This is a genomic window from Streptomyces sp. NPDC001153, assembly GCF_053598315.1.
In genome coordinates this window covers 19,966-46,040 of the sequence record NZ_JBSFJZ010000034.1, presented here as the reverse complement: position 1 = coordinate 46,040, position 26,075 = coordinate 19,966, and the positions used below count along the sequence as shown (strand labels likewise).

Here is a 26,075-nt window from a genome sequence, read left to right as displayed (position 1 = left end):
AGCCCTGGCGCCTTCGGAAAACCCGGTGGAGACCGGGAGCCCGTCACGCCTAAGGTCGCGGAATGAGCACTCGCACCTTCCGGATCACCGTACGCGGCGCCTTCGACGGTCTCACCGACGCGCAGCGGGCCGAGCTGCTGGCCGACGCCGCCGAACACGACGTACTGCGCGCCGCGTTCACCCCCGAGGGCAACCTCACCTACGACATCGCCGCCCGGCCGGCCTTCGTCTTCCGTTTCTCCGACACCGGGGACGAGGAAGAGGACATCCTGGAGGCGACCGAGCGGGCCGAGGACGCGGCGAAGGCCTGGCTGGCCGAGCGCGGCTACGGCTTCAAGAACCTCCGCTCCACCGCCGAGGACCTCTCCCAGGCGCCGATGGGCAAGCGGCAGCGACGGGCGGCGCGTTCGAGTGGCGCATGAACTTGAGTACTCAAGGAGGGAGCAATGAAGGCGAGCGGCCATGAGTGACGCCCTGGACGCGGCCCTGCGACTGGTGCGAGCCCAGGCAGCGCTCGTGCGGCGCTTCGACTCCCGGCTGAGCGCGCTGCACGGCGTGAGCCTCGCCGACTTCACCCTGCTGCTGCGACTGAGCCAGGCTCCCGGCCACCGCATGCGGCGGGTCGACCTCGCCGAAGCACTGGGCCTGACCGCCTCCGGGGTCACGCGCGGGCTCGCGCCACTGGAGCGGATCGGGCTGGTGACCCGCGAGGCCGATGCCCGGGACGCGCGCGTGGCCTACGCGTCGCTGACCGGGACGGGCCGACGGCGACTGAAGGAGATGCTGGCGACGGCCGAGGAGACCGCCACCGAGGCCTTCGCCGCACCCACGCTGAACGCCGAGGACATCACACGGCTGTCGTCCCTGCTGACCCGCCTCGGCGGCACCGGCCTGGCCGTCCCCTGAGCCGGAGAGACACCCCCCGCATCGCCGGTTTCCGGTCCCGGCGTGACGCGAACTCGCCGTGGTGCAGGTCACCTTGAGATGTGGCCGGATTGTGAGGGGTCCCCGCACAAAGGCATGGCATGCTCATGGCTCGTTCATGAGTTACCGGCCGGTTCTACCGCCAAGTAGCCCGCTCGTCCGGTACCTCTCTGCCACCCCCCACTCCACACAGGACCGACCATGCGCAGACGCATGCGGCACAGACGTGCCCTGCTGCCCGCCTTCGCCGTGACCACCCTCTTCCTCTCCGCGGCCTGTTCCTCACCCGGCTCGCACGCCGGACCGTCGGCGACCGCCGGGCACGGCCGGCAGGTCGCCGCCGACCGGCCCGCCGACGGCACGGACGGCTCACTCGCCGTCGCCGCCGCGCCCGCCACCACCGCGACCGGCACGACCGCCGCGACCGCCGCGGCGGGGCCGGCCGGCTCCGGGCAGCGTGCCCGCAGGACGGCGCTCGCCATCGGCTCGTACGACAGCCACACCCGGCGCGCCGTCCTCACCGACAAGCCCGTCCGGCACGGGAGTTCATCGCCCGCCTCCCCGGCGGCCTCCCCCACCCCCTCCGGAGCCCCGTACAAGGCCGCTGTCGGCGATGTCATCGCCAGCGCGCCCGCGCCCGGCGCGCCGGACGGGCTGCTCGCCAAGGTCACCAAGGTGATCGGCAAGACCGGCGGTGGCACCGAGGTGCAGACGGAACCGGCCACCCTCAACGCGCTGCTCGGCGACGAGACGGCGAAGGGCGCCGTACCGGTCGACCCGTCGTCCTTCACCGTCGACAAACTGCTGCCCGGTGTGAAGGTGTCCTGGGCGAAGACCGGTCACGTGCACGCCGGCCCCAAGGGTGCCACGCTGCCGCTCGGCAGTCTCCGGCTCGACGTGAGCGCCGGCATCCCGACGGCCCCGAACGCCCCGGTCTCCGCCGCCGCCTCGGTGAACGGCTTCGTCCAGGTCGCCCCCCAGGTCGACTTCGCCTACGGCGGCGCCGGTACCGATGCCCCGCCCGGCTCCGCCTACCTCGGCGTGTCCGGCGACTGGACCTCCGGCTGGGCGGTCGAGGGCCGGGCAGCCGCGGCCACCGGTACCCCGCTGCGGATCCCGTTCGCCAAGCTGCACGCCGACCCCGTCCTCGAGGTCGGCCCGGTCCCCGTGGTCGTCAACCTCGACCTGACCGCCTACGTCCAGATCAGCGGCGACGGGCGGGTCACCGTCGACGTCCAGCAGAACCTCAGGGGCGACTTCAAGGCGGGCGGCACCTTCGGCCCGGCCCGGGGCTGGACGCCGGTCAGCTCCTCGGACATGACGAGCACGCCCGTACGTGCCTCCGTCACCACCGCCGGGACCGTGAAGACGGCGCTCGGGGCCGAGGCCTCCGTCGGCCTCTACGGCGCCGTCGGTGTCACCGCCGACCTGGCTCCGTATCTGCGCGGCGAGGCCTCCGGCACGGTCACGGCCTCCTCCGACGGCGGCGCGGCGAAGGCCGCGGGCGCCTGGGGCGTGTACGGCGGGGTCGACCTGTCCGGGACCCTGCGGCTCCAGCTCTCCGTCTTCGGCACACCGGTCATCCAGCGGAGCATTCCGCTGGGCAGCCTGAACCGCGAGTGGAAGCTGGCGGGCGGCACCTTCTAGGCGCTCGCCTGCGCAGAACTGTCCTGCGCCGCCGGTATCCAGCCCTGGCGGCGCAGTACGGCCGACACGTCCGGCGCCCGGTAGTGCTCCCCCTTGAGGACCTTGCCGTCGGCCCGGCGGGCGACCTGTCCGTCCGGGCCGAGCTTGCTCATGTTGGCCCGGTGGATCTCGGCGATCACCTGGTCGAGGTCGATGCCGTGCACCAGCGCCGTGCCGTACGCCACATAGACCACGTCCGCCAGTTCGTGCGCGAGCTTGTCCAGCGGGCCGGCGACCGCGACCTCGGCGACCTCCGCGGCCTCCTCGGCGAGCAGTTCCCCACGGTGCGCGGCCAGTTCGGGGTCCACCTCCGCCGGCGTGGTGCGGGCGTCGAGGCCGAAGGCGCGGTGGAACTCTCGGACGAGGTCGGCGGGAGAAGTGCTCATGCGACGACTCTAACGGCCACCACTGACACAGCCCTCCGTCCGCCTCCGGAGCCCGGAGTGACCCCCGAGTGACCCCGGAGTGACCCCGGCCCTGGTCAGCGTCGCACCCGGCCTGGCAGGATCGCCGCATGTCCAAGGTCTTCCCCCGTTTCAGCAGGCGCCGGGCGCTGCCGGCCGCGGCCACCGGTGCCGTGGTGCTCGGGCTGCTGCTGTGGTGGCTGCTGCCGCTCGGCGAGAAGCCGCCGAGCGGGACGATCGTCTTCAGCACGGGCACGCCCCGGGGGGTCTACCAGGAGTACGGCGAGCGGCTGCGCGCCGAGTTCGCCAAGGACATGCCCAACCTGAAGGTGAAGCTCCTGAACAGCGCCGGCTCGCAGGAGAACGTGCAGCGGGTGGCGACCGGCAAGGCCGACTTCACCATCGCGGCGGCCGACGCGGTGGAGGCGTACGAGCTGCGGCACGGCAGCGGCGCCGAGCGCCTGCGCGGGGTGGCCCGGCTCTACGACGACTACGTCCACCTCGTCGTGCGCAGTGACTCGGACATCAGAAGCGTCGCGGACCTGCGGCACAAGCGGGTGGCGACCGGGCTGCCGGACTCCGGGGTACGGCTGATAGCCGACCGGCTGCTCAAGGCCGCCGGCATCGATCCCCACAAGGACATCACCCCGGTCGCGGACGGCATCGACACCGGGCCCGACCAGCTGGAGCAGCGCAGGATCGACGCCTTCTTCTGGTCGGGCGGCCTGCCCACCAAGGGACTTGCCGCGCTGGCCCAGAAGTCCGCCTTCAAGTTCGTGCCGATCGGGGGCGACCTGGTCACCAAGCTGCACGGCCAGGGCGAGGAGGCGCGCTACTACCGGGCCACCAACATCCCCGAGTCGGCCTACCCGGCCGTACAGCAGGGCACCGAGGTCCCGACGATCGCCGTGTCCAACCTCCTGATGACCCGCGCGGACATGGACCCCAGGCTCACCGAATGGGTGACCCGCACCGTCATCAAGAGCCGCGACGACATCGGCGCGCATGTCCACTCCGCCCAACTGGTCGATCTGCGGACCGCCATCTACACCGATCCGCTGCCCCTCCAGGAGGGTGCGCGCCGCTACTACATCTCGATGAAGCCGTAGCGGGGCCCGGGGCCGATCCCCGCAAGCCTCGCCGTCGAGCCGCACCCCGTGCCCCGGCCCCCGGTCACGGCTCCGCGTGTCTGGGCACCGTCACCGTCACCCGTAGTCCCCGCGGCTCATGGTGGGTGTAGGCGATCGAGCCGCCGCCCGCCGTGAGCAGCGTGTGCACGATGGACAGGCCGAGGCCCGAGCCCTTGATGTTCTGGTGGCGGCCGCTGCGCCAGAACCGGTCGCCCACGCGCGCGAGTTCCTCGTCGCTGAGACCGGGCCCGCTGTCGGTGACGACGACCGTGGACCTGTCGCCGTCGGCGGCCACGGTGACCTCCACCGTGCCGCCCTCGGGGGAGAACTTCACGGCGTTGTCGATCACGGCGTCCAGGGCGCTGGACAGGGTGATCGGGTCCGCCCAGGCGGTCGTGGGCGGGCAGTCCCCGGTCAGCCGGACGCCGTTGGCCTCGGCGGCCGGAGACCAGGCGGCGACCCGCTCCTCGGCGAGGGCGCCGATGTCGGTCAGCCTCAGGTCGGCCTCGGCGTGCTCGGCCAGCGCCAGGTCCAGCAGGTCGTCCAGGACCTGGGCGAGGCGCTTGCCCTCGGTGCGGACCGAGGCGATCTCCTCGTTGTCCTCGGGGAGTTCGAGGGCGAGCAGTTCGATGCGCAGCAGCAGCGCCGCGAGCGGGTTGCGCAGCTGGTGCGAGGCGTCCGCGACGAAGGCGCGCTGCTGCTCCAGCACGTCCTCGACGTTGTCCGCCATCTCGTTGAACGAGCGGGCGAGCCGTCTGAGTTCCGGCGGTCCCCCACCGACCGCGACCCGCGACTTCAGCCGTCCGGTGGCGATGTCGTGGGTGGTGGCGTCGAGGACCCGTACCGGTCTGAGCACCCAGCCCGTCAGCCGCAGCGCCGCGCCGACGGCCAGCAGCATCGCCGCGATCTCGCCGGCCCCGATGATCAGCCAGCCGCGCAGCGTCCGCGAACGCATCTGCCCGGTGGGCGAGTCGGTGACCACGACCGCCACGACGTCCCCGTCCCGGATCACCGGGGAGGCCACGACCAGCCGGGTGCGCTGCCAGGGCCACACCTGCCGAGGGTCATGGCTGCGCCGGCTGAGCAGCGCCTCCTCGAACGCCTCCCGCAACTCCCCCGTCCGCGGGACGAACCAGTCGTCGGGGGCGTTGACCATCGCCGAGCCGTTGCGGTAGAAGACGCCCGCGCGGATGCCGTAGACGCCGTAGTAGCTGGCGAGTTCGCTGCGCAGGGCCTCCAGGCGCTCGCCGGTGCTGGTGCGGCGCGATCCGCCGGGCCCGTCGGTGACGAACTGGGCGAGCGCCGCGAAGCGTGCCGTGTCGTCGATGCGGTCGACCACGACCTTCTGCTGCTGTGCGGCGGCCAGGCTGACGGCGAGCGGAAGCCCGAGGGCGAGGAGGACGGCCGCCATCAGGATGATGAGCAGCGGCAGCAGACGTGCGCGCACCCGTCCCCGCTAGGCGGCCGGGGCGACGAGCCGGTAGCCGACGCCGCGTACGGTCTCGATCAGCGCGGGCATGCGCAGTTTGGCGCGCAGGGAGGCGACGTGCACCTCCAGGGTGCGGCCGGTGCCCTCCCAGCTGGTGCGCCAGACCTCGCTGATGATCTGCTCCCGCCGGAAGACGACTCCGGGGCGCTGCGCGAGCAGGGCGAGCAGGTCGAACTCCTTGCGGGTCAGTTGGACAACCGAACCGTCCACGGTGACCTGCCGGGTGGGCAGTTCGATGCGTACGGGACCGAGATGCAGCGCGCTCTCGCCGCCGGTCGCCGGGTCCTCGTGGACGCTTCGCCGGCTGACGGCGTGGATACGGGCGAGCAGTTCCCCGGTGTCGTACGGCTTCACCACGTAGTCGTCGGCGCCCAGGTTGAGCCCGTGGATGCGGGAGCGGACGTCGGAGCGGGCCGTCACCATGATCACCGGGGTGCTGGTGCGCTTGCGTATCTTGCCGCAGACCTCGTAGCCGTCCTGGTCGGGCAGGCCCAGGTCCAGCAGGACCACGCCGAAACCGTCGCCCTCGGGGACCAGCGCCTGCAGGGCCTCCTCGCCGCTGCGCGCGTGGGTGACGTCGAAACCGTGACGCGCGAGTACGGCGGACAGGGCCGCGGCGACGTGATTGTCGTCCTCGACGAGCAGCAGTCTCATCCCGGCCCCCTCCGGTTCAGCGGTCGTACGGTCTCGGTTCACGCGGGTCCGGTACGCCACGCGCGCGTGCACCATGGCAGTCACGCCGATGGATAAGGACGGCGTCAAGGGGCTTCCGGTTGCCTGCCGCTTCCGTTATCCGGCCGATACACGCAAGGGCGGCAGGTGCTACCACACGTGTCCGACTGCTATCGGATCGTGATGCTCAGATCTCCCTCAGATGTGATGACGCAGGTCACAGCCGCTCACTACTGTCCTCCGAAACCGAGGAGGACGGAGCCCGAGAGCGATGACCAATGTATCGGTGACCAAGGAAGACGTGGTCACGTCCGACGAACTGGTCGTCCTGAAGAGCGTCAACAAGCACTTCGGCGCGTTGCACGTTCTCCAGGACATCGACCTGACGATCGCCCGCGGCGAGGTCGTCGTGGTCATCGGGCCCTCCGGGTCCGGAAAGTCGACCCTGTGCCGGACCATCAACCGCCTGGAGACGATCGACGAGGGCACCATCACCATCGACGGCAAGCCCCTGCCCCAGGAGGGCAAGGAGCTGGCCCGGCTGCGGGCGGACGTCGGGATGGTCTTCCAGTCCTTCAACCTCTTCGCGCACAAGACCGTGCTCGAGAACGTGATGCTGGGCCAGCTCAAGGTCCGCAAGACGGACAAGAAGCAGGCCGAGGAGAAGGCCCGGTCCCTGCTCGACCGGGTCGGCGTGGGCACCCAGGCCGACAAGTATCCCGCCCAGCTGTCCGGCGGCCAGCAGCAGCGCGTCGCCATCGCGCGGGCACTGGCGATGGGCCCGAAGGTCATGCTCTTCGACGAGCCGACCTCCGCCCTCGACCCCGAGATGATCAACGAGGTCCTCGAGGTCATGCAGCAGCTCGCCCGTGAGGGCATGACGATGGTCGTCGTCACCCATGAGATGGGCTTCGCACGATCGGCTGCGAACCGCGTGGTCTTCATGGCCGACGGCCGGATCGTCGAACAGGCTGCGCCCGACCAGTTCTTCAGCAACCCGCGCAGCGACCGGGCCAAGGACTTCCTGTCCAAGATCCTGCACCACTGACGGCGCCGCGCTGCTCAGCGCCCCTGGGTCGCCTTTTCCAACGGACCTCGTTCCGCACCACATCAAAGGATGTTCACCATGAAGCTCCGCAAGGTCACCGCCGCCTCGGCCGCCGTCCTCGCCCTCGCCCTGTCCGCCACCGCGTGCGGCGGCGGCAAGAAGAACGACAGCGGTTCCTCCGGCGGTGGCAAGAAGATCGCGATCGGCATCAAGTTCGACCAGCCGGGCCTCGGCCAGAAGACCCCGCAGGGCTACGCGGGCTTCGACGTCGACGTGGCCACCTACGTTGCCAAGAAGCTCGGCTACAGCGCGGACCAGATCGAGTGGAAGGAGTCGAAGAGCGCCGACCGCGAGACCATGCTGCAGCGCGGTGACGTCGACTTCATCGCCGCGACCTACTCGATCACGCCGAAGCGTGAGGCGAAGGTCGACTTCGCCGGCCCGTACCTGCTGGCCCACCAGGACGTGCTGCTGCGCGCGGACGAGACGAAGATCAAGTCTCCGGCGGATCTGAACGGCAAGAAGCTCTGCTCGGTGGCCGGCTCGACCTCGGCGCAGAACGTCCACGACAAGCTGGCTCCCAAGGCCAACCTCGTGACGTACCCGACCTACTCGGCCTGTCTGGGCGGTCTGCAGAGTGGCGCGATCGACGCCCTCACCACGGACGACTCGATCCTCGCGGGCTACGCCTCCCAGGCCCAGTTCAAGGGCAAGTTCAAGCTGGGCGGCTTCAAGATGACCAATGAGAACTACGGCATCGGCGTCAAGAAGGGCAGCGACCTCAAGGCCAAGATCAACAAGGCCCTTGAGGAGATGGTCTCCGACGGCTCGTGGGAGACGGCCGTGAAGAAGAACTTCGGCCCGGCCGGCTACAAGAACGAGCCCGCCCCGAAGATCGGCGACATCAAGAGCTGAGGCAACGCCCCGCCGGTGCGCCGCCTCTGAACACGGCGGCGCACCGGGGCATCCCTACACGCGGAAGCGCGGGAGATCGTGTTCGACTTTCTTGACAAGTACGACGTGCTGGGCGCCTTCTGGACGACGGTGCAGCTGACGCTGCTGTCGGCCGTGGGCTCCCTGGTCTGGGGCACTCTGCTGGCCGCCATGCGAGTGGGCCCGGTGCCGCTGATGCGCGGTTTCGGCACCGCCTATGTGAACATCGTGCGGAACATCCCGCTCACGGTGATCATCCTGTTCTCCTCCCTCGGCCTCAACCAGACGCTGGGGATCAGCCTCGGTGCGGACGACTTCAAGACGATCAACTTCCGGCTGGCCGTGCTCGGTCTGATCGTCTACACCTCCGCCTTCGTCTGCGAGGCGATCCGTGCCGGCATCAACACCGTGCCGGTCGGCCAGGCGGAGGCGGCGCGAGCCATCGGTCTCAGCTTCAACCAGGTGCTGGGCCTGGTCGTACTGCCGCAGGCCTTCCGCGCGACCGTCGGCCCGCTGACCAACGTACTGATCGCGTTGACCAAGAACACGACCGTGGCCGCCGCAATCGGTGTGACGGAGGCGGCGCTCCTGATGAAGGACATGATCGAGAACGAGGCGCAGCTGCTGGCGATCTCCGCCGTCATCGCCTTCGGGTTCGTCTGCCTGACCCTGCCGACCGGTCTGATCCTCGGCTGGGTGGGCAAGAAGGTGGCGGTGAAGCGATGAGCTCGGTCCTGTACGACGTCCAGGGGCCCCGCGCCAAGCGGCGCAACATCCTGTACACGGCGGTCTTCCTGATCGCCCTCGCGGCCGTCGCGTGGTGGGTGTACAAGTCGTTCGACGACAAGGGGCAGCTGGACTGGGCGCTGTGGAAGCCCTTCTTCAGCGGCACCGAGGCGTATACGACGTACATATGGCCCGGTCTGCAGAAGACCCTGGAAGCGGCGGCCCTGGCGATGGTCATCGCGCTTCCGCTCGGCGCCGTCCTCGGTATCGCCCGGCTCTCGGACCACCTGTGGGTGCGCGTCCCGGCCACGATCGTGATCGAGTTCTTCCGCGCGATCCCCGTCCTGGTCCTGATGATCTTCGGGCTCGCACTCTTCGCCCAGTACACCGACGTCAGTTCGGACGACCGGCCGTTCTACGCGGTCGTCACCGGCCTGGTGCTGTACAACGCGTCGGTGCTCGCGGAGATCGTCCGCGCGGGCATCCTCGCCCTGCCGAAGGGACAGTCCGAGGCGGCCCTGGCGATCGGCCTGCGCAAGGGGCAGATGATGCGGCTCATCCTGCTGCCGCAGTCGGTCACCGCCATGCTCCCGGCCATCGTCAGCCAGCTGGTGGTCATCGTGAAGGACACCGCCCTCGGCGGCGCGGTCCTCACCTTCCCCGAACTGATGGCCTCGGCCAACACGATGTCCGGCTACTACGGCGACATGATCGCCTCGCTGACCGTGGTGGCCGTGATCTTCGTGATCATCAACTTCTCCCTGACCTCGTTCGCGAGCTGGCTGGAGGGCCGGCTGCGGCGCGGCAAGAAGTCGACCGGCGCGATGCTCGGCGTCGAGGACACCGTGGGCATCCCGGGCCACGCGGGAACGGGAACCGCCGCCTGACGCCCGGTCAGAGCCGAAAGCATCACCCGGAGGCAGTGGCGTGATCGCCACTGCCTCCGTTCGCTTGACGCAAACTCTGCCAATGGGTTGCATACGTTGTGTGATCGTGCACCCCGCTCCCCCTTCCTGTTCACTTGTCTCCGTCAGGGAATCGTCACGGGCAGGGGGCGCCGCGTCATGGACCCGGTGATCATCGTCGGTGCGGGGCCGGTCGGGCTCACGCTCGCCCTGGCGCTGGCCCGCCAGGAGGTGCCGACCGTCGTCCTGGACGAGGGGCCCGGCAAGGACGAACCCCGCCCGGCGCGCACCGTCGTGCTGCGCGAGGACACGGCCGCCCTGCTGGAGCGGCTGACCGGGATGGCGCTCGGTGAGCAGGGCATGCGCTGGGCCGGATGGCGGTCCCTCAGGCGCAAGCAGGTGATGAGCGAGTGCACCTTCGACGAGGCGGACCCCGCCGCCCCGCTGCACCTCGCCCAGCACGTCCTCACCGGCGCCCTGCGCGCGGCCATCGCCGACGAGCCGCTGGTCAAGGTGGCCGTGGACAGCCGTCTGGACTCGATCGAGCAGGAGCGTTCCGGCGTCACGGCGCACACCCGGGGCGCGAACGGCACGTGGTGGCGCGGCAGTTACCTTGTCGGGTGCGACGGACCGCGCTCCACGGTGCGCAAACTCCAGGACATCCGCTTCCCCGGCCGTACGGCGGTGGAGCGGCACGCGGTGGCCGCGCTGCGCACGGAACTTCCGTGGGGGGACCGGGCGTTGCTCCATCGGATGCCGCCGTGGCGGCAGTCAGGGCCCTCGGCCGGGGAGGTGACCGCCCGTCCCCTCCCGGACGGCGTGTGGCGCCTGGACTGGCTGCTGCCCCCCGGCAAGGACCTGGTCACGCCCGAGATCCTGGTGACCCGGATCCGCGAGACGCTCGCGGGCTGGACGGACGGCTCCACACCGGTGTACGACCTGCTCGACACCGGTGTCCACACGGTGCACCACCGGCTGGCCCGCCGGTGGCGCGTCGGCCGGGTCTTCCTCGCCGGGGACGCGGCCCATCTGCTGGGCGCGCTCGGCACCCAGGGGCTGGAGGAGGGTCTCCGGGACGCCGACAACCTCGCCTGGAAGCTGGCCTCGGCCTGGCACCACGGCCCGCGTGAGGCGCTGCTGGACAGCTACCAGGCCGAGCGGCGCGCCATGATCGCCGCCCGGCTGCGCGCCGCCGACCAGGTGCTGCCGATGCTGCGCGGCTCCGGTGGGCTGCGCCAGATCGTCCCCGGTGCGGCACGCGGCCACGACACCCTGCTCACGGAAGGTCACCTTGGGCGCGGACCGCTCAGTGCGCCGGAGGCGTACGCCGAGTCGCCGCTCGGTCCCCGGCAGCTGGAGGGCGAGATCCCGGTCGACACCCCACGCGGCGCGCCCGTCACCGACGTACGGGTCACCGCGGAGGATGGTTCCTTCGTGCAACTGCGCGACCGGCTCGGCCGCGGCGCCCTCCTCGTCGTGCTGATCGCGCCCGGCACGGGGGTGTGGGACCGCAGGCACTGGGTCTCCGCCGGAGTGATGCCCCGGCTCGCGGCGGCCGTGACCGCCCTGCCGTACCCCGCCGAACTGCTGGTCGCCGAGGGCTACCCGGGTGCGCCGGCGCACAGCGTGCTGCTCGTGCGCCCCGACGGTCACCTGGTCACAGCGCTGAGCGGCGTCCGCCCGGCCGACCTCTACGCGGCGGCGGAGGCGGCGGTGGGCGGCCCGGCCAAGGAGGAGGCACAGGCGGCCTCCGGCGCCCGCTGACCCGAGCCCAGTCACCCTCTGTCCACATGGTGACGGTGAGTTGACCGGAGTACACCGGCATGCTGTACTCCGGACCATGACCGACACGTGCGTGCGCCTGTGGCGGAGGGTCCACATGGACCTCGTCCGCTACGCGGGCTGCGTGTGTCGCCCGTCCTGCTGAATTCGCATCCCTCTTCCTGTCCGGGCGCCATGGTGTGCGCCCGTTCCGCGAACCCTCTTCAGGCTTCAGGACGGTGTACGTGTCTGTCTCCCCCACTCCCGTGTCCCCTGCCGTCGGCTCGGCGCCCACCCAGGCGGACCTCCTCGACTTCGCACGGCGTACGGCCGCCGACGCCGAGCTGATCGCCTCCCTTCCGCTCGACCCGGAGGGCCGCACCTGGGTGCGGCTGAAGGGTCCGGGCGGCAGCGAGGCATGGCTCATCGGCTGGCCGCCCGGCACCGGCACCGGCTGGCACGACCACGCCGACTCGGTCGGCGCGTTTCTCACCGCCTCGGGCGTGCTCAAGGAGAACTCGCTCGCCGCCCGGCTGCCGACCGACGGCTGGAAGAAGCTGGAACTCACCGAGGGCGTGGACCGCGAGCGCCGACTGCCCGCCGGCGAGGGCCGCGCCTTCGGCCGTCACCATGTCCACGAGGTCTTCAACGAGTCTCGCACCCAGCACGCGATCTCCGTGCACGCCTACTACCCGCCCCTGCCGCGCATCCGCCGCTACAGTCGCAGCGGTCAGGTCCTGCACCTGGAGCAGGTCGAACGCCCGGAGGACTGGCAGTGAGCGGCACCATCGGTCAACCACCGGTCGGCATCGACGAGTTGCTGGACCGGGTGCGCGCGGGCTATCGGCGCATCGAGGCACGGGAGGCGCACGAGGCGGCGCGGACGGGCGAGGCGCTGCTGGTCGACATCCGGTACGCGGCCCTGCGCGAGCGGGACGGGCTGATCCCCGGCGCCCTCGTCATCGAGCGCAACGAACTGGAGTGGCGCCTCGATCCCCAGGGCAGCCATCGCGTCCCCGAGGCCACCGGCCACGACCTGCGCATCGTGGTGATCTGCAACGAGGGCTACGCCTCCACCCTCGCCACCGCCTCCCTCCACCAACTCGGGCTGCACCGGGCGACGGACCTGGTCGGTGGCTTCCAGGCCTGGCGGACGGAGGGCCTCCCGGTGGAGCCGGCGTCACCCTGATCCGGAACGACTCCGGGAAGCCCGGCGTGCAGACTCGCCCGCGCGTGGCGGGGAGAGCGCTGCGGCGGCCCGGCGTCTTCGGCAGGGGGTTGACCTCCCCTGCGCATGTGGGGAGTTCGTGGAAGTCCCGGGGCCCGCCCGGCCCCGGACCCACCGATACCCCGCCCCCGTCCCGGGGCCTCAGCAGTCCCCTTCGCCGAGGAACTCCGTGTCCTCGCCCTCTTCCTCCAGGGCCTGACGGACTACGCGGAGGGCCATGCCCTCGGGGTAGCCCTTGCGGGCGAGCATGCCGGCGAGACGGCGGAGCCGCTTGTCACGGTCGAGGCCACGGGTGGCGCGGAGCTTGCGGGCCACGAGTTCGCGGGCCGTCGCCTCCTCCTGCTCGGAGTCGAGCTGGGAGACGGCCTCGTCGATCAGTGCCGACTCGACCCCCTTGGTGCGCAGCTCCTGGGCGAGTGCCCGGCGCGCGAGCCCCCGGCCGTGGTGCCGGGACTCCACCCAGGCGTCCGCGAACGCGCTGTCGTCGATCAGCCCGACCTCCTCGAACCGCGACAGCACCTCCTCGGCCACGTCCTCGGGGATCTCCCGCTTGCGCAGGGCGTCCGCGAGTTGCTTGCGGGTGCGCGGGGTCCCGGTGAGCAGGCGCAGGCAGATCGCCCGTGCCCGCTCAGCCGGGTCCCCTGAAGACTCCCCCCGCTCGGCCCTCGACGAGGCAGGGGAGCCTTCGTCCTCCTCACCGGGGGCGTCCCCGAAGCCGCGCCGCCGCCGGCCGCGCCTCCGGCCACTCGGCGGGCCGACGCCACCGCGGGAGCCGCGGACGGGTGAGCCACCCCCGTACGGCTCGTCGCCCGTGTCGCCCGGTCGGGCAGCGCCGGTATCCCCGTATCCACCGGTGCCGTGGTACTCGTCGTGCCCGTCGTGACCCTGGTAACCGTCGTCCGCGTATCCGTCGCCACCGCCCGGGGCGGAGGCCGGGCGGCCCCCGGTGCCCCTCCCCCGTGGGGCACCGGGGGTGGCGTACTCGTACTCGGCCCAGTCGGTTCGTCGTGTCACGGGTCAGCTCTTGGCTGCGGCGGCCTTGGGCTTGGTGGCCTTGGCGGCTGCCGGGGCGGGCGCCGCCTTGGCGTCGTCGGCGGCAGCGGTGGCGACCGCAGCGTCCGCGCCCGGCTCGGCGGCGGGCTCCTCCGGCCGGACTCCGACGCCCAGCTTCTCCTTGATCTTCTTCTCGATCTCGTTGGCCAGGTCGGGGTTGTCCTTGAGGAAGTTGCGCGCGTTCTCCTTGCCCTGGCCGAGCTGGTCGCCCTCGTACGTGTACCAGGCGCCGGCCTTGCGGACGAAGCCGTGCTCCACGCCCATGTCGATCAGACCGCCCTCGCGGCTGATGCCCTGGCCGTAGAGGATGTCGAACTCGGCCTGCTTGAAGGGCGGGGCGACCTTGTTCTTGACGACCTTGCAACGGGTGCGGTTGCCGACCGCCTCCGTGCCGTCCTTCAGGGTCTCGATGCGGCGGATGTCGATACGCACCGAGGCGTAGAACTTCAGCGCGCGGCCACCGGTCGTGGTCTCCGGGGAGCCGAACATCACGCCGATCTTCTCGCGGAGCTGGTTGATGAAGATCGCGGTGGTCTTGGACTGGTTGAGCGCGCTGGTGATCTTCCGCAGGGCCTGGCTCATCAGGCGGGCCTGCAGACCGACGTGGCTGTCGCCCATCTCGCCCTCGATCTCCGCGCGCGGGACGAGCGCGGCGACGGAGTCGATGACGATGAGGTCGAGGGCGCCGGAGCGGACGAGCATGTCCACGATCTCCAGGGCCTGCTCGCCGTTGTCGGGCTGGGAGAGGATCAGGTTGTCGATGTCGACGCCGAGCTTGCGCGCGTACTCGGGGTCGAGGGCGTGCTCCGCGTCCACGAAGGCGACCTGGCCGCCGGCCTTCTGGGCGTTGGCCACGGCGTGCAGGGTCAGGGTCGTCTTACCGGAGGACTCCGGGCCGTAGATCTCGACGACACGGCCGCGCGGCAGGCCGCCGACGCCGAGGGCGACGTCGAGTGCGGTCGACCCGGTCGGGATGACCTCGATGGGCTCCTTCGACCGCTCGCCCATGCGCATGACCGCGCCCTTGCCGAATTGCCGTTCAATCTGTGCGAGCGCGGCGTCGAGCGCCTTCTCGCGGTCGGTTCCTGCCATGGGTTCCACCCGGTTTGCTTGAGTCGATCGCTTCACGTCAAAGACGCTAACGCCTGCCACTGACAATGCGCCCCGACGCAGGTCCAGCCTGTGGATAACCATGGGACTTCTGCCCGCGAAACGGTACGAAATCCACTGCCCAAAGCCTCGCCTGAGCCTCCATGAGAATGGATGTTCGATTTTGGTGTCAAGCGACACCATGCGGTGCCCGGAACCCGTGCTTCAGCACCCGGCGCCGCTACTCCCGGCGGCGTACGGCGGGTGTCTGCGGCCGGACGACGACCGGGCGGGCCGCTCCCGGGAGCCTTGGCCCATGAAGAATCCGCGCGCCGTCGACCGCCTCTGTCATGCGACGGGGCTGCTCCTCGTCCTGTCCGGCCTCGTGCACCTGGGGGTGTTCGCGGTCGACGGAGGCCCGTGGGACGGTCCCGTCTCCTGGCGCAAGCCCGTCACCTTCGGGCTCTCCTTCGGGGTGACGCTGATCGCGATCACCTGGGTCACGTCGTATCTGCGCGTCGGCCCTCGGCTGCGCTCGGCCCTGCTGCTCGTCTTCGCCGCCGACTGTGTGGTGGAGGTCGGCGGGATCACCCTCCAGGCGTGGCGCCGGGTGCCCTCGCACCTGAACATGGCGACCCCCTTCGACACGGCGGTGTCCATGACGCTGGCGGTGGGCGGGGGTGTCCTGGTCGCCCTGCTCACGGTGTTCGCCGTCGCGTCCTTCCGGCACCGGCCGACAGGCCCGGCCGGCATGCCGCTCGCCGTGCGCTCCGGGTTCGCGATCCTGCTGGTGGCGCTGGCCTCCGGGGCGGCGATGATCGCGCGGGGGGTCGTACTGACCCGGACCGGCCACCAGGAGGCCGCCTACCACTCGACGGCCCCGCTCAAGCCCCTGCACGGCGTGAGCCTGCACGCCGTACTCGTCCTGCCCGCGCTGGCCTGGCTGCTGTCCCGCTCGGCCTGGAACGAACGGACACGCGGACGGATCGTGGCCGCGGCGGTCGGCTGTTACACGGCGGCCGTCGCCGGAGCGGGAGCGTGGGCGGTGCTGACGTACCGATGACAGGACCGAGGCGGCGCACCGGCGCCAAGTCTCGCCCACGCCACCGACAACCGGCGCCCACCTGCGGTCTTCGTGACCGATCGGTGCCGTACGACCGGTCTCTTCACGGACGAATCAGGAGGTTCCAGGCAGCGCGTCAGCGCCGCTCGCCCGGCACGTCCATGACCGTGCAGACCACGCGCCACACGTCCTTCGCGTCCCAGCCGGCGTCCAGTGCCTCCTGCACCGTGCGCCCGCCCAGCTCCGACATCACGTGATCGCGCGCGAACGTGTCGGCGTACCCCGGACCGAAGTGTTCCGCCATCCGCTGCCAGAAGACCGTCAACCGCATGACTCCAGTATCCCGCCCCTGGGGGTGGGCCCCGGCCGGGAGCGCTTGCCGAGACCGCTTTCCGTCCTACGGTCTGACACATGGCCGAAACAGGAGTTTCCCCACTCCCCTCCACGCCCCCGGCGCGCTCCCCGCTCTTCCGCGCCGAGCAGTTCGTATGGCTCACCGCGCGCGTGCTGGAGCAGCGCCTCTTCGCATACCACTTCCTGCACGGCACCCCGGACGCGGTGGAAGCGGCGCTGGACGCCTACCGCAACGACGACGGCGGGTACGGGCACGCGCTGGAGCCCGATCTGCGCGGCCCCGTGAGCCAGCCGCTGCACACCGCGCACGCGCTGCGCGTCCTCGATGCCATCGGGCGCTGCGGCGGGCAGCGGATCGAGCGCGTGTGCCGCTATCTGACCTCGGTCTCCACCGCGGACGGCGCCCTGCCGGCGATCCATCCCAGCCAGCGCGGGTATCCGGTGGCACCGTTCGTCCCGGTCGTCGACGACCCTCCCAGCGAACTGCTCGCCACGGGACCGGTGGTGGGGCTGCTGCACCGCAACGAGGTGTGGCACGCCTGGCTGTTCCGGGCCACCGACTTCTGCTGGCAGGCCGTGGAGTCCCTGGAGAAGTCCCACCCCTACGAGGTGGAGGCCGCCGTGGCCTTCCTGGACTCCGCTCCCGACCGCTCGCGCGCGGAGGCCGCCGCGGACCGGCTCGGCCGCCTGGTGCGGGAGCAGCGGCTCGCGGCCCTGGAGCCGGACCGGCTCGACGCGTATCCGGTCGCGTCCGGTTACGCCCCGGGCGAGCACCATTTCCCGCACGACTTCGCCAGGACGCCGGAGTCACTCGCGCGCGCGTGGTTCACGGACGACGAGATGGCACGCTCCCTTGACCACCTGGCCGCCGAGCAGCAGGACGACGGCGGCTGGCCGATCCGCTGGCGCCAGTGGGCAGCGGCGCCCGCACTGGAGGCGCGTCCCCTGGTGACCATCGAGGCACTGAGCACCCTGCGGGCGTACGGCCGTTTCGTGGGCTGAGCCGGTGGCTACGGCGGCTGATCGCGTCCCGCGTGGCCGCCGAACCGATCGGTACGCGCGCGGAACCGCCGCGCGAGCCGTGCCAGTCTGCAGCCGCACCGGCCGGCGCCCGTGACGCGTCACCCGCCGAGAGCCCGTACGCCTGCCGTCACCACCACGGCCGCCGCGACGACCAGCAGGAACGGTGCGCGCAGCACCAGCGTCACGGCGGCCGCGCCGAGCCCTGCGACCCGTGCGTCCAGCACGAGGGCGTGCCCGTCGGCGAACGTCTGCTGAGCCGTGAGCGCGGCGAGGAGGGCGACGGGCAGCAGGGCGGCGAGCCGCCTCACGAAGGGCCGCTCCATGGCGCCCGCGGGCACCAGCAGCCCGGCGAGCTTGACGGCGTAGCAGCCGAAGGCGGTCAAGCCGATCGCGATCCAGGTGTTCACCGGTCCTCCTCCGTTGCGGCGCCGCCGTCCGATCCGGTCGCTGGCTCGTCCTGCGGGCCGCGCGGCCTTCGACGGCCCTCGGCGACGAGAGCCATCGGTGCCGCCAGGGCCGCCGCCAGGACCGGAACGCCGGCCGGCAGGACGGGCAGCAGGCCGAGGCCCAGCAGGACCGCCAGGCCCGCGACGGCGCGCTCGGTGGTCGTCCTCAGCATCGGTGCGAGCAGTGCCAGGAACACGGCGGGCCCGGCCGCGTCCAGGCCCCACGCGCGCGTGTCGCCGATGGCCTTGGCACCGAGCGCGCCGAGCAGCGTGGTGAGGTTCCAGAGTGCGTACAGGGTGAGCCCGGTGACGGTGAAGCCGATCCGCCGGGCGCGCCGGGTCGGCTGGGCCAGGGTGACCGCCGTGGTCTCGTCGATCACCCACTGGGCGGCGAACGGCCGTACCGCGCGGGGGAGGGCGAGCAGCTGCGACAGCCGCAGCCCGTAGAAGGCGTTGCGCACGCCGAGGAAGAAGGCGCCGGCGGCCGCCGTGAACGGATTGCCTCCGGCGGCGAGCGCTCCGACCAGGGCGAACTGGGAGGCGCCGGTGAAGACCAGGAGGCTGAGCGCGCAGGTCTGGAGCAGCCCGAGCCCGCTGCCGGCCGAGGTCACCCCGAAGGCGAATCCGGACAGGCCCACCGCGACGCCGACCCCGAGGGCGTCCCGTACGACGGCCCGGTCGGGCTTGTCCGCGCCGTCGGCGGTCATGTCCGCGAGTGCTGTCTGCTGTGCCACGCCGCAAACGGTACGAATGACCCTCACTCCGGGTCTTGTACGTTCTTGCGCCCACGCGTGTTCCGCGGCTCGTCCGCGTTCCTGCGCTCGCGCTGGTAGGCCCCCGGGGGCACGCCGACGATCCGCGTGAAGTGCCGGTTGAGGTGCGGCTGGTCGGTGAACCCGACGGCTACGGCAGCCTCGGCGGGAGGTGACCCCGCGTCCAGCAGGAGCCGCGCGCGGCGCACGCGGGCGTCGGTCAGCCAGGCGTGCGGCGGCATGCCGTAGGCGTCACGGAACGCCCGCAGCAGCGCGAAGGGGCTGGTGCCGAGGTCGGTGGCCAGCCGTTCCAGGGTCGGCGGCTCGGCCATCCGCTCGTCCAGCACCGCACGCGCGCGTGCCGCGACACCGGCTCCGGCCGTGCGGACCGGTCGCTGCGGGAGAGGTCCGCCGTTCAGCCGCAGCAGCCTGGTCACGGCGATCCGCAGCAGGGTGTCGGCGGCCAGGGCGTTGCCCTCCTCGGCGGCGCGCAGCACCTGGTGGACCAGGCGGCCGGTGCAGGGGTCGTCGAGGACGGGGCTGACGAAACCCGGCGTGCCCCGGATGGTGGTGGTCTCGGCCGCGATCGCGGCGACCACCTCGGGTGAGGGGTAGACCGCGCCGTACCGCCAGCCCTCGGGGACGCCGGCGCGGCCGGTGTGCGCGGTGTCCGGGTTGACCAGAGCGAGGGCTCCCGCGCCCGCGGACACGTCGGAGCCACGGTGGTGGAAGACCTCGACGCCGTCGGCTATCGCCGCGATCACGAAGTGCTCGTGGGTGTGCCGGACGAAGGTCTTGTGGATGTACCGGGCCCGCAGCAGATCCACGCCGGGCAGGTCGTCGTACCGCCAGTGCCGCGCACGCTCCACCGGCCGACGCCCACCCGTCTCCTCGCCCGTCCGTTCCTCGCCCCGCCGAGCCGCACCCGCCATACGCCCATTCTCCTCGTCGCCCGCGCCGGGCCTCGACCCACGCCCGACCCCGACCCGCGCCCGACCTCGACCCGCGCCCGACCTCCGGCCCGCTCGCCGCCACACGACCCGCAGCCGCCTCTGCCGGCACCCCGCCCGACGACCCGCAGCCGCCGCCGCTCCCTCCCCGCACCACCACCGCAGCCGCCACCGCTCACCCCCCTCCCCACCACCCGCAGTCGTCACCACCTCGCTCCCCCACCCCGGCTCCCGCCCGCTCCCCGCGGCACGGCGTTCGTTTGCCCAGGTCAGCGCGATTGTCAGTGGCCGGGTGCAGGATGGACGCATGGTCAGCTCCGCACACCGAGCCCTCGACGGCTTCTCCCCCGCGACCCGCGGCTGGTTCACGGGGGCGTTCTCCGCGCCCACGGCCGCCCAGGCCGGCGCGTGGCAGGCCATCGGTGCCGGCTCGGACGTGCTGGTGGTGGCCCCGACCGGCTCGGGCAAGACGCTGGCCGCGTTCCTCGCCGCCCTGGACCAGCTGGCCTCGGCCCCGCCCCCGGCCGACCCGAGGAAACGCTGCCGGGTGCTCTACGTCTCCCCGCTGAAGGCCCTCGCGGTCGACGTCGAGCGCAACCTCCGCAGCCCGCTGACCGGCATCCGCCAGGAGTCCGTGCGCCTCGGCCTTCCCGAGCCCGAGGTCAGGGTCGGTATCCGCTCCGGCGACACCCCCGCCGCCGAGCGGCGCGCCCTGTCCACCCGCCCGCCGGACATCCTGATCACCACCCCCGAGTCGCTGTTCCTGATGCTGACCTCGGCCACGCGCGATGCGCTCACGGGCGTGGAGACGGTGATCCTGGACGAGGTGCACGCGGTCGCGGGCACCAAGCGCGGCGCCCATCTCGCGCTCTCCCTGGAGCGGCTGGACGAGCTGCTGCCGAAGCCGGCCCGGCGGATCGGCCTCTCGGCCACCGTCCGCCCGGTGGACGAGGTGGCCCGGTATCTCTCGCCGCGCCGCAAGGTGGAGATCGTCCAGCCGGAGTCCGGCAAGGAGTTCGACCTGTCGGTGGTGGTCCCGGTCGAGGACATGGGCGAGCTGGGCGGCTCCCCGGCGGCGGACGCGGCCGAGGGCGCGGAGCGGCCGTCGATCTGGCCGCATGTGGAGGAGCGGATCGCCGACCTGGTCCAGTCCCACCGCTCCACCATCGTGTTCGCCAACTCCCGGCGCCTCGCCGAGCGGCTGTGCAACCGGCTCAACGAGATCGCCTACGAGCGAGCGACCGGCGAAACGCTGGACGAGCACCACGCCCCGGCCCAGCTGATGGGCGGCTCGGGCGCGGCCCAGGGCGCGCCCCCGGTGATCGCCCGCGCGCACCACGGCTCGGTCTCCAAGGAGCAGCGCGCCCTGGTGGAGGAGGACCTGAAGGCCGGCCGGCTGCCCGCCGTGGTCGCCACGTCCAGCCTGGAGCTGGGCATCGACATGGGCGCCGTCGACCTGGTCGTGCAGGTCGAGTCCCCGCCCTCGGTCGCCTCCGGGCTGCAGCGCGTCGGCCGCGCGGGGCACCAGGTGGGGGCCGTCTCCACCGGTGTCGTCTTCCCCAAGTACCGCGGCGACCTCGTCCAGGCGGCCGTGGTCACGGAGCGGATGCGCTCGGGCTCGATCGAGTCCCTGAGGGTGCCCGCGAACCCGCTCGACGTGCTCGCGCAGCAGCTGGTCGCGATGACGGCGCTGGACACCTGGCAGTTCGACGACCTGCTCGCCATGGTCCGCCGTGCCGCACCCTTCGCGTCGCTGCCCGAGTCGGCGTTCACGGCGGTCCTCGACATGCTCGCGGGCCGCTATCCGTCCGACGCGTTCGCGGAGCTGCGCCCGCGCGTGGTCTGGGACCGCGTGACCGGCGAGATCACCGGCCGCCCGGGTGCCCAGCGCCTCGCGGTCACCTCCGGCGGCACGATCCCCGACCGCGGCCTCTTCGGGGTCTTCCTCGCCGGTGCCGACCCCAAGAAGGGCGGCGGCCGGGTCGGCGAGCTGGACGAGGAGATGGTCTACGAGTCCCGGGTCGGGGACGTCTTCACGCTGGGCACGAGTTCCTGGCGCATCGAGGACATCACCCGCGACCGGGTCCTGGTCTCCCCCGCGCCAGGCGTGCCCGGCCGGCTGCCCTTCTGGAAGGGCGACCAGCTGGGCCGCCCGCTCGAACTGGGCCGCGCGGTGGGTGCGTTCCTGCGCGAGGTCGGCGCGCTGCCCAGGGACGACGCCCGGCTGCGGCTGCTGGCGGCGGGCCTCGACGCCTGGGCGGCGGACAACGTGCTGTCGTACCTGGACGAGCAGCGCGAGGCCTGCGGCCATGTCCCGGACGACCGCACGATCGTCGTGGAGCGGTTCCGCGACGAGCTCGGCGACTGGCGGGTCGTCGTCCACTCCCCCTTCGGCGCCCAGGTGCACGCCCCCTGGGCCCTCGCGCTCGGCGCCCGCCTGTCCGAGCGGTACGGCATGGACGCGCAGGTCATGCACGCCGACGACGGCATCGTGCTGCGCCTGCCCGACGCCGACCTGATGGGCCTGGACCTGCTCGACCAGGCACCGATGAAGGCCGGCACGGAGTACGACAGCGAGCAGGCGCCCGTCGGCGCGGCGGACGTCGCCTTCGACAAGGGCGAGGTCGACCAGGTCGTCACCGACCAGGTCGGCGGGTCCGCCCTGTTCGCCTCCCGGTTCCGCGAGTGCGCGGCCCGCGCGCTGCTGCTGCCGCGCCGCAACCCCGGCAAGCGCACCCCGCTGTGGCAGCAGCGCCAGCGTGCGGCCCAACTGCTCCAGGTCGCCAGCGAGTTCGGCTCGTTCCCGATCGTCCTGGAGGCCGTCCGCGAGTGCCTCCAGGACGTCTTCGACGTCCCCGGGCTCGTCGAGCTGATGGGCGACATCGAGTCCCGAAAGGTCCGCCTGGTCGAGGTCACCACCCCGGAGCCGTCCCCGTTCGCCCGCTCCCTGCTGTTCGGGTACGTCGCGCAGTTCCTGTACGAGGGTGACTCCCCGCTCGCCGAGCGTCGCGCCGCCGCGCTGTCCCTGGACTCCCGGCTGCTGGCCGAGCTGCTGGGCCAGGCGGAGCTGCGCGAACTGCTCGACGCGGAGGTGCTGACCGAGCTGGAGCGCGAGCTGCAGTGGCTCACCGAGGACCGGCGGGTGAAGGACGTGGAGGGCGTGGCCGATGTGCTGCGGCTGCTCGGCCCGCTCACCGATGCCGAACTGGTGGCTCGGGGCGCGGATCCGCAGTGGGCGCGCGAGCTGGCCGGCGCCCGCCGGGCCATCAAGGTCCGTATCGCCGGCGCCGACCACTGGGCGGCGGTCGAGGACGCGGGCCGGCTGCGCGACGCGCTCGGCACGGCACTGCCGGTCGGCGTGCCCGAGGCCTTCACCGAGCCGGTCAAGGACCCGCTGGGCGATCTCCTCGCCCGGTACGCCCGCACGCACGGCCCGTTCACGTCGGCCACGGCGGCGGCGCGCTTCGGCCTGGGTGTGGCGGTCACCGAGGGCGCCCTGCAGCGGCTCGCCGCGAACGGCCGGGTCGTACAGGGCGAGTTCCACCCGGCGGGCATCGGCCAGGAGTGGTGCGACGCGGCCGTACTGCGCCGGCTGCGCCGCCGCTCCCTGGCGGCCCTGCGCCATGAGCTGGAGCCCGTGCCCCCGGCGGCGCTCGCCCAGTTCCTGCCGCAGTGGCAGCACATCGGCAAGGGGCATGGTCTGCGTGGCATCGACGGGCTGGTGCGCGCCATCGAGCAGTTGCAGGGCGCCTCCGTGCCCGCCTCCGCCCTGGAGAAGCTGGTGCTGCCCTCGCGGGTGGCGAACTACACGCCCTCGATGCTCGACGAGCTGACCTCCGCCGGAGAGGTGGTCTGGGCCGGCGCGGGCGCCCTGCCCGGCAAGGACGGCTGGGTCGCCCTCTATCTGGCGGACGCGGCACCCCTGCTGCTCCCGCCGCCCCACCCCCTGGAGCTGACCGCGCTCCACCAGTCCGTCCTGGACGCGCTCTCCGGCGGCTACGGCCTGTTCTTCCGCCAGATCGCCGACCAGGTCCGCGCCACCACCCACCCCGACGCCACCGACCCCCAACTGGCCGACGCCCTCTGGGATCTGGCCTGGTCGGGCCGGCTCACCAACGACACCCTCGCGCCGATGCGCTCCCTGCTGGGCTCGGGCCGTACAGCCGGCTCGACCGCCCACCGCGCCAAGCGTGCCGTCCCGCGCGGGCGTTACGGCTCCCTGACGGCCGCCGCACGCACCGCCTCCCGTACGGGCCCGCCGACGGTCGCCGGCCGCTGGTCCCTGCTCCCCGCGGCCGAGCCGGACCCCACCGTGCGCGCGCACGCGCTGGCCCGCACCCTGATGGACCGGCACGGCGTGGTCACCCGCGGGGCGGTCGCCGCGGAGGGGATCGAGGGCGGCTTCTCGGCGGTGTACCGCGTGCTGTCCGCGTTCGAGGAGAGCGGCCAGGCGCGGCGCGGCTATGTGGTCGAGGGACTGGGCGCGGCCCAGTTCGCCATGGACGGCGCCGTGGACCGGCTCCGCGCGGTGTCCAACGCCCGCGAGCGCGGCGAGAGCCTGACCACCACAGACCCCCGGGGCGGCTTCGCGGCTCCCTCCAGCGGCTTTGCCGTACCGGCGTTCCCGGACGACTTCGGCGGAAGCGACGGCGCGCCCCACGAACACCCCCCTACCGGCGCCTTCGACGGGTCGGACGGCGGCTTCGCCCACCCCGGCCTCGACGGCGACTCCACCTGGCCGCCCGCGGACCCCCGGCCCGCCCCCGGCGACTACGTCTCGCCCCGCGACCTCGCCGACCCCTTCGCCTCCCCCGGCTACGGCGGTCCCCGAGGAGGCGGATCCGGCGGCTACGGCTCGCCGGTGGACCGGGGGTACGGCAGCGGTCGTACGAGCACGGCCTCACCCGACCCGCGTGCCGTGGTCCTCGCCGCGGCCGATCCCGCCAACGCGTACGGCGCGGCCCTGTCCTGGCCCGAGCCGCCGACCGGTGCCGGGCACAAGCCGGGCCGCAAGGCGGGCTCGCTGGTCGTCCTGGTGGAGGGCGAGCTGACGCTGTACATGGAGCGCGGCGGCAAGACCCTGCTGGCCTGGCCCTCCGGCCCGGACACCACGGACCCGGACGACCCCCGTCTCCGTACGGCCGCGCAGTCCCTGGCCGCGGCGGCCCGCGCGGGTTCCCTCGGCACGGTCACGGTCGAGCGGATCAACGGCGCCCAGGCCCTGACCTCGCCCATAGGCACCCTCTTCGAAGCGGCGGGCTTCGTGGCCACGCCGCGCGGCCTGCGGCTGAGAGCATGACGCTCCGCCAGGTGCCGCGACGTTTGCCGGTGCCGCGATGTGCCGTCGTGCGTCCACGGCGCCATCGTCGCTGGTCAGGCCCGCGCGGCGGAGCCGCACATCGACAGGGTCCCGCACCGCTTGCGGCGCTGCCCGTGGCACCCTTGACCCATGCCCGAAGGTGACACGGTCTGGCAGGCCGCGAGACGGCTGCACGAGGCCCTCGCGGGCAAGGCCCTGACCCGCAGCGACTTCCGGGTGCCGAAGTACGCGACGGTCGACCTCACCGGCCGTACGGTGCTCAGCACGATCCCGCGCGGCAAACACCTGCTCACCCGGTTCGAGGGCGGCCTGAGCCTCCACACGCACCTGCGGATGGAGGGCACCTGGAAGGTGTACGGCACCGGCGAGCGCTGGCGGGGCGGCCCGGCACACCAGATCAGGGCGATCCTCGGCACCGCCGACCGCACGGCCGTGGGCTACCGGCTCCAGGTCCTGGAACTGCTGCGCACGAGCGAGGAGGAGCGGGTCGTCGGCCATCTGGGTCCCGACCTGCTCGGCCCGGACTGGGACCCCGAGCGCGTCCTCGCCAACCTCCTCGCCGATCCCGCCCGCCCGCTCGGCGAGGCCCTGCTCGACCAGCGCAACCTCGCCGGCATCGGCAACATCTACAAGAGCGAGCTGTGCTTCCTGCTGGGCGTCACCCCGTGGCTGCCGGTCGGCGCGCTGCCCGCGGACCGCGCCGGGAAGCTGCCCGCGCTCGCCAAGAGACTCCTGGAGGCGAACCGCGACCGCCCGGTCCGCCAGACCACGGGCCTGCACCGGCACGACCTGTTCGTCTACGGCCGCGCACCCCGCCCCTGCCTGCGCTGCCACACCCCGGTCCGCGTGGCCGACCAGGGCGACGGCTCCCGGGAACGCCCCACCTACTGGTGCCCCACCTGCCAGCCGGGCCCCGCCCCGGCTGCCGGCTCACCGCAACACCGGCGAGACCGCCGGCCCCGCCGCACCACCTGACGCCCCGCCCCGCACCCACGCCCCCTGCCACACCCGGTCCGGCGCACCCGGCCGCCGACGCCCCGGGTATCCCGAGCCCGCCGATACCCGAGCCGGCAACGCCAGAGCCGACGACGTCAAAGCAACCGAAATCCGAGCCGCCCC

25 protein-coding genes are annotated in these 26,075 nt (G+C 72.5%); 16 read left to right on the top strand and 9 right to left on the bottom strand.

Annotated elements, in window-relative coordinates; all coding sequences use genetic code 11:
• The first annotated feature begins 62 nt into the window (after positions 1-62).
• From ACWDEN_RS32715 to ACWDEN_RS32705, 3 genes are all read left to right on the top strand, one after another.
• Positions 63-422, top strand: coding sequence for a DUF6204 family protein (locus ACWDEN_RS32715; RefSeq protein ID WP_450861429.1), 360 nt, complete (start codon positions 63-65; stop codon positions 420-422).
• Positions 423-462: 40 nt separating this feature from the next.
• A complete protein-coding gene (locus ACWDEN_RS32710; protein WP_351622564.1) occupies positions 463-906 on the top strand; it encodes a MarR family winged helix-turn-helix transcriptional regulator in 444 nt (147 codons plus the stop codon).
• 231 nt (positions 907-1,137) lie between these two features.
• The gene (locus tag ACWDEN_RS32705; protein WP_450861427.1) at positions 1,138-2,571 is read left to right on the top strand and encodes a hypothetical protein; all 1,434 of its coding nucleotides are present in this window, start codon (positions 1,138-1,140) and stop codon (positions 2,569-2,571) included.
• Here ACWDEN_RS32705 and ACWDEN_RS32700 read toward each other — a convergent pair.
• On the bottom strand, positions 2,568-2,996 hold the full coding sequence (locus tag ACWDEN_RS32700; RefSeq protein ID WP_351618404.1) for a pyrophosphohydrolase domain-containing protein: 429 nt from the start codon (positions 2,994-2,996) through the stop codon (positions 2,568-2,570). The genes ACWDEN_RS32705 and ACWDEN_RS32700 overlap by 4 nt on opposite strands.
• A 128-nt stretch (positions 2,997-3,124) precedes the next feature.
• On the opposite strand from ACWDEN_RS32700, the gene ACWDEN_RS32695 reads away from it, so the two are divergent.
• Complete coding sequence (locus tag ACWDEN_RS32695; protein ID WP_351618402.1) at positions 3,125-4,123, top strand: TAXI family TRAP transporter solute-binding subunit; 999 nt, start codon at positions 3,125-3,127, stop codon at positions 4,121-4,123.
• 64 nt (positions 4,124-4,187) lie between these two features.
• On the opposite strand, the gene ACWDEN_RS32690 is transcribed toward ACWDEN_RS32695, so the two are convergent.
• Both ACWDEN_RS32690 and ACWDEN_RS32685 read right to left on the bottom strand, forming a co-directional pair.
• The gene (locus tag ACWDEN_RS32690) at positions 4,188-5,591 is read right to left on the bottom strand and encodes a sensor histidine kinase (RefSeq protein ID WP_351618399.1); all 1,404 of its coding nucleotides are present in this window, start codon (positions 5,589-5,591) and stop codon (positions 4,188-4,190) included.
• 9 nt (positions 5,592-5,600) lie between these two features.
• Positions 5,601-6,287, bottom strand: coding sequence for a response regulator transcription factor (locus ACWDEN_RS32685; protein ID WP_351618397.1), 687 nt, complete (start codon positions 6,285-6,287; stop codon positions 5,601-5,603).
• A gap of 289 nt (positions 6,288-6,576) precedes the next feature.
• On the opposite strand from ACWDEN_RS32685, the gene ACWDEN_RS32680 reads away from it, so the two are divergent.
• From ACWDEN_RS32680 to ACWDEN_RS32645, 8 genes are all read left to right on the top strand, one after another.
• On the top strand, positions 6,577-7,353 hold the full coding sequence (locus ACWDEN_RS32680) for an amino acid ABC transporter ATP-binding protein (protein ID WP_351618394.1): 777 nt from the start codon (positions 6,577-6,579) through the stop codon (positions 7,351-7,353).
• A gap of 78 nt (positions 7,354-7,431) precedes the next feature.
• On the top strand, positions 7,432-8,268 hold the full coding sequence (locus ACWDEN_RS32675) for a glutamate ABC transporter substrate-binding protein (RefSeq protein WP_351618392.1): 837 nt from the start codon (positions 7,432-7,434) through the stop codon (positions 8,266-8,268).
• A 78-nt stretch (positions 8,269-8,346) separates the two neighbouring features.
• Positions 8,347-9,012 carry an amino acid ABC transporter permease gene (locus ACWDEN_RS32670; RefSeq protein WP_351618389.1) on the top strand — a complete coding sequence of 222 codons (666 nt, stop codon included), beginning with the start codon at positions 8,347-8,349 and terminating at the stop codon, positions 9,010-9,012.
• Positions 9,009-9,899 (top strand): amino acid ABC transporter permease, encoded by an 891-nt coding sequence (locus tag ACWDEN_RS32665; protein ID WP_351618386.1) that lies wholly within the window; start codon positions 9,009-9,011, stop codon positions 9,897-9,899. Before ACWDEN_RS32670 ends, ACWDEN_RS32665 begins: the two co-directional genes overlap by 4 nt.
• A 177-nt stretch (positions 9,900-10,076) precedes the next feature.
• Positions 10,077-11,681, top strand: a complete 1,605-nt coding sequence (locus ACWDEN_RS32660) for an FAD-dependent monooxygenase (protein WP_351618383.1) — start codon at positions 10,077-10,079, stop codon at positions 11,679-11,681.
• 76 nt (positions 11,682-11,757) lie between these two features.
• Positions 11,758-11,844, top strand: a complete 87-nt coding sequence (locus tag ACWDEN_RS32655; protein ID WP_313960178.1) for a putative leader peptide — start codon at positions 11,758-11,760, stop codon at positions 11,842-11,844.
• A 79-nt stretch (positions 11,845-11,923) separates the two neighbouring features.
• Entirely contained in the window at positions 11,924-12,457 is a 534-nt protein-coding gene (locus tag ACWDEN_RS32650; protein ID WP_351618380.1) for a cupin domain-containing protein, read from the top strand.
• Positions 12,454-12,867 carry a rhodanese-like domain-containing protein gene (locus ACWDEN_RS32645; protein ID WP_450861423.1) on the top strand — a complete coding sequence of 138 codons (414 nt, stop codon included), beginning with the start codon at positions 12,454-12,456 and terminating at the stop codon, positions 12,865-12,867. The genes ACWDEN_RS32650 and ACWDEN_RS32645 overlap by 4 nt, the downstream gene beginning before the upstream one ends.
• Positions 12,868-13,047: 180 nt before the next feature.
• Here ACWDEN_RS32645 and recX read toward each other — a convergent pair whose 3' ends face one another.
• Both recX and recA read right to left on the bottom strand, forming a co-directional pair.
• A complete protein-coding gene (gene recX / locus ACWDEN_RS32640; RefSeq protein WP_450861421.1) occupies positions 13,048-13,920 on the bottom strand; it encodes a recombination regulator RecX in 873 nt (290 codons plus the stop codon).
• 3 nt (positions 13,921-13,923) lie between these two features.
• Positions 13,924-15,051, bottom strand: a complete 1,128-nt coding sequence (gene recA / locus ACWDEN_RS32635; protein WP_351618374.1) for a recombinase RecA — start codon at positions 15,049-15,051, stop codon at positions 13,924-13,926.
• 313 nt (positions 15,052-15,364) lie between these two features.
• On the opposite strand from recA, the gene ACWDEN_RS32630 reads away from it, so the two are divergent.
• Positions 15,365-16,111: a hypothetical protein gene (locus ACWDEN_RS32630; protein ID WP_450861419.1), complete on the top strand. Its 747-nt coding sequence runs from the start codon at positions 15,365-15,367 to the stop codon at positions 16,109-16,111.
• Between the two features lie 136 nt (positions 16,112-16,247).
• Here the strand turns inward: ACWDEN_RS32630 and ACWDEN_RS32625 are convergent, their stop codons facing one another.
• On the bottom strand, positions 16,248-16,442 hold the full coding sequence (locus tag ACWDEN_RS32625; RefSeq protein ID WP_351618369.1) for a DUF3046 domain-containing protein: 195 nt from the start codon (positions 16,440-16,442) through the stop codon (positions 16,248-16,250).
• Between the two features lie 80 nt (positions 16,443-16,522).
• Between ACWDEN_RS32625 and ACWDEN_RS32620 the strand changes: the two genes are divergently transcribed.
• A complete protein-coding gene (locus ACWDEN_RS32620) occupies positions 16,523-17,467 on the top strand; it encodes a hypothetical protein (RefSeq protein ID WP_450861417.1) in 945 nt (314 codons plus the stop codon).
• A 119-nt stretch (positions 17,468-17,586) separates the two neighbouring features.
• Here ACWDEN_RS32620 and ACWDEN_RS32615 read toward each other — a convergent pair whose 3' ends face one another.
• Genes ACWDEN_RS32615 through ACWDEN_RS32605 form a run of 3 tightly spaced genes read right to left on the bottom strand, consistent with a single transcriptional unit; the run spans position 17,587 to position 19,618 of the window.
• The gene (locus ACWDEN_RS32615) at positions 17,587-17,895 is read right to left on the bottom strand and encodes an AzlD domain-containing protein (protein WP_351618364.1); all 309 of its coding nucleotides are present in this window, start codon (positions 17,893-17,895) and stop codon (positions 17,587-17,589) included.
• Positions 17,892-18,668 (bottom strand): AzlC family ABC transporter permease, encoded by a 777-nt coding sequence (locus ACWDEN_RS32610; protein ID WP_450861415.1) that lies wholly within the window; start codon positions 18,666-18,668, stop codon positions 17,892-17,894. Before ACWDEN_RS32610 ends, ACWDEN_RS32615 begins: the two co-directional genes overlap by 4 nt.
• 23 nt (positions 18,669-18,691) lie before the next feature.
• On the bottom strand, positions 18,692-19,618 hold the full coding sequence (locus ACWDEN_RS32605; protein ID WP_450861413.1) for an AraC family transcriptional regulator: 927 nt from the start codon (positions 19,616-19,618) through the stop codon (positions 18,692-18,694).
• 325 nt (positions 19,619-19,943) lie between these two features.
• Here ACWDEN_RS32605 and ACWDEN_RS32600 point away from each other — a divergent pair, with 325 nt between their 5' ends.
• On the top strand, positions 19,944-24,935 hold the full coding sequence (locus ACWDEN_RS32600) for an ATP-dependent helicase (protein ID WP_450861411.1): 4,992 nt from the start codon (positions 19,944-19,946) through the stop codon (positions 24,933-24,935).
• Positions 24,936-25,085: 150 nt separating this feature from the next.
• On the top strand, positions 25,086-25,931 hold the full coding sequence (locus ACWDEN_RS32595; protein ID WP_450861409.1) for an Fpg/Nei family DNA glycosylase: 846 nt from the start codon (positions 25,086-25,088) through the stop codon (positions 25,929-25,931).
• Positions 25,932-26,075 lie beyond the last annotated feature (144 nt).

Coding starts and splice junctions, on each gene's coding strand:
- ACWDEN_RS32715 (WP_450861429.1), top strand. CDS start 63: ATGAGCACTCGCACCTTCCGGATCACCGTACGCGGCGCCTTCGACGGT.
- ACWDEN_RS32710 (WP_351622564.1), top strand. CDS start 463: ATGAGTGACGCCCTGGACGCGGCCCTGCGACTGGTGCGAGCCCAGGCA.
- ACWDEN_RS32705 (WP_450861427.1), top strand. CDS start 1,138: ATGCGGCACAGACGTGCCCTGCTGCCCGCCTTCGCCGTGACCACCCTC.
- ACWDEN_RS32700 (WP_351618404.1), bottom strand. CDS start 2,996: ATGAGCACTTCTCCCGCCGACCTCGTCCGAGAGTTCCACCGCGCCTTC.
- ACWDEN_RS32695 (WP_351618402.1), top strand. CDS start 3,125: ATGTCCAAGGTCTTCCCCCGTTTCAGCAGGCGCCGGGCGCTGCCGGCC.
- ACWDEN_RS32685 (WP_351618397.1), bottom strand. CDS start 6,287: ATGAGACTGCTGCTCGTCGAGGACGACAATCACGTCGCCGCGGCCCTG.
- ACWDEN_RS32680 (WP_351618394.1), top strand. CDS start 6,577: ATGACCAATGTATCGGTGACCAAGGAAGACGTGGTCACGTCCGACGAA.
- ACWDEN_RS32675 (WP_351618392.1), top strand. CDS start 7,432: ATGAAGCTCCGCAAGGTCACCGCCGCCTCGGCCGCCGTCCTCGCCCTC.
- ACWDEN_RS32665 (WP_351618386.1), top strand. CDS start 9,009: ATGAGCTCGGTCCTGTACGACGTCCAGGGGCCCCGCGCCAAGCGGCGC.
- ACWDEN_RS32660 (WP_351618383.1), top strand. CDS start 10,077: ATGGACCCGGTGATCATCGTCGGTGCGGGGCCGGTCGGGCTCACGCTC.
- ACWDEN_RS32655 (WP_313960178.1), top strand. CDS start 11,758: ATGACCGACACGTGCGTGCGCCTGTGGCGGAGGGTCCACATGGACCTC.
- recA (WP_351618374.1), bottom strand. CDS start 15,051: ATGGCAGGAACCGACCGCGAGAAGGCGCTCGACGCCGCGCTCGCACAG.
- ACWDEN_RS32630 (WP_450861419.1), top strand. CDS start 15,365: ATGAAGAATCCGCGCGCCGTCGACCGCCTCTGTCATGCGACGGGGCTG.
- ACWDEN_RS32625 (WP_351618369.1), bottom strand. CDS start 16,442: ATGCGGTTGACGGTCTTCTGGCAGCGGATGGCGGAACACTTCGGTCCG.
- ACWDEN_RS32620 (WP_450861417.1), top strand. CDS start 16,523: ATGGCCGAAACAGGAGTTTCCCCACTCCCCTCCACGCCCCCGGCGCGC.
- ACWDEN_RS32605 (WP_450861413.1), bottom strand. CDS start 19,618: ATGGCGGGTGCGGCTCGGCGGGGCGAGGAACGGACGGGCGAGGAGACG.
- ACWDEN_RS32600 (WP_450861411.1), top strand. CDS start 19,944: ATGGTCAGCTCCGCACACCGAGCCCTCGACGGCTTCTCCCCCGCGACC.
- ACWDEN_RS32595 (WP_450861409.1), top strand. CDS start 25,086: ATGCCCGAAGGTGACACGGTCTGGCAGGCCGCGAGACGGCTGCACGAG.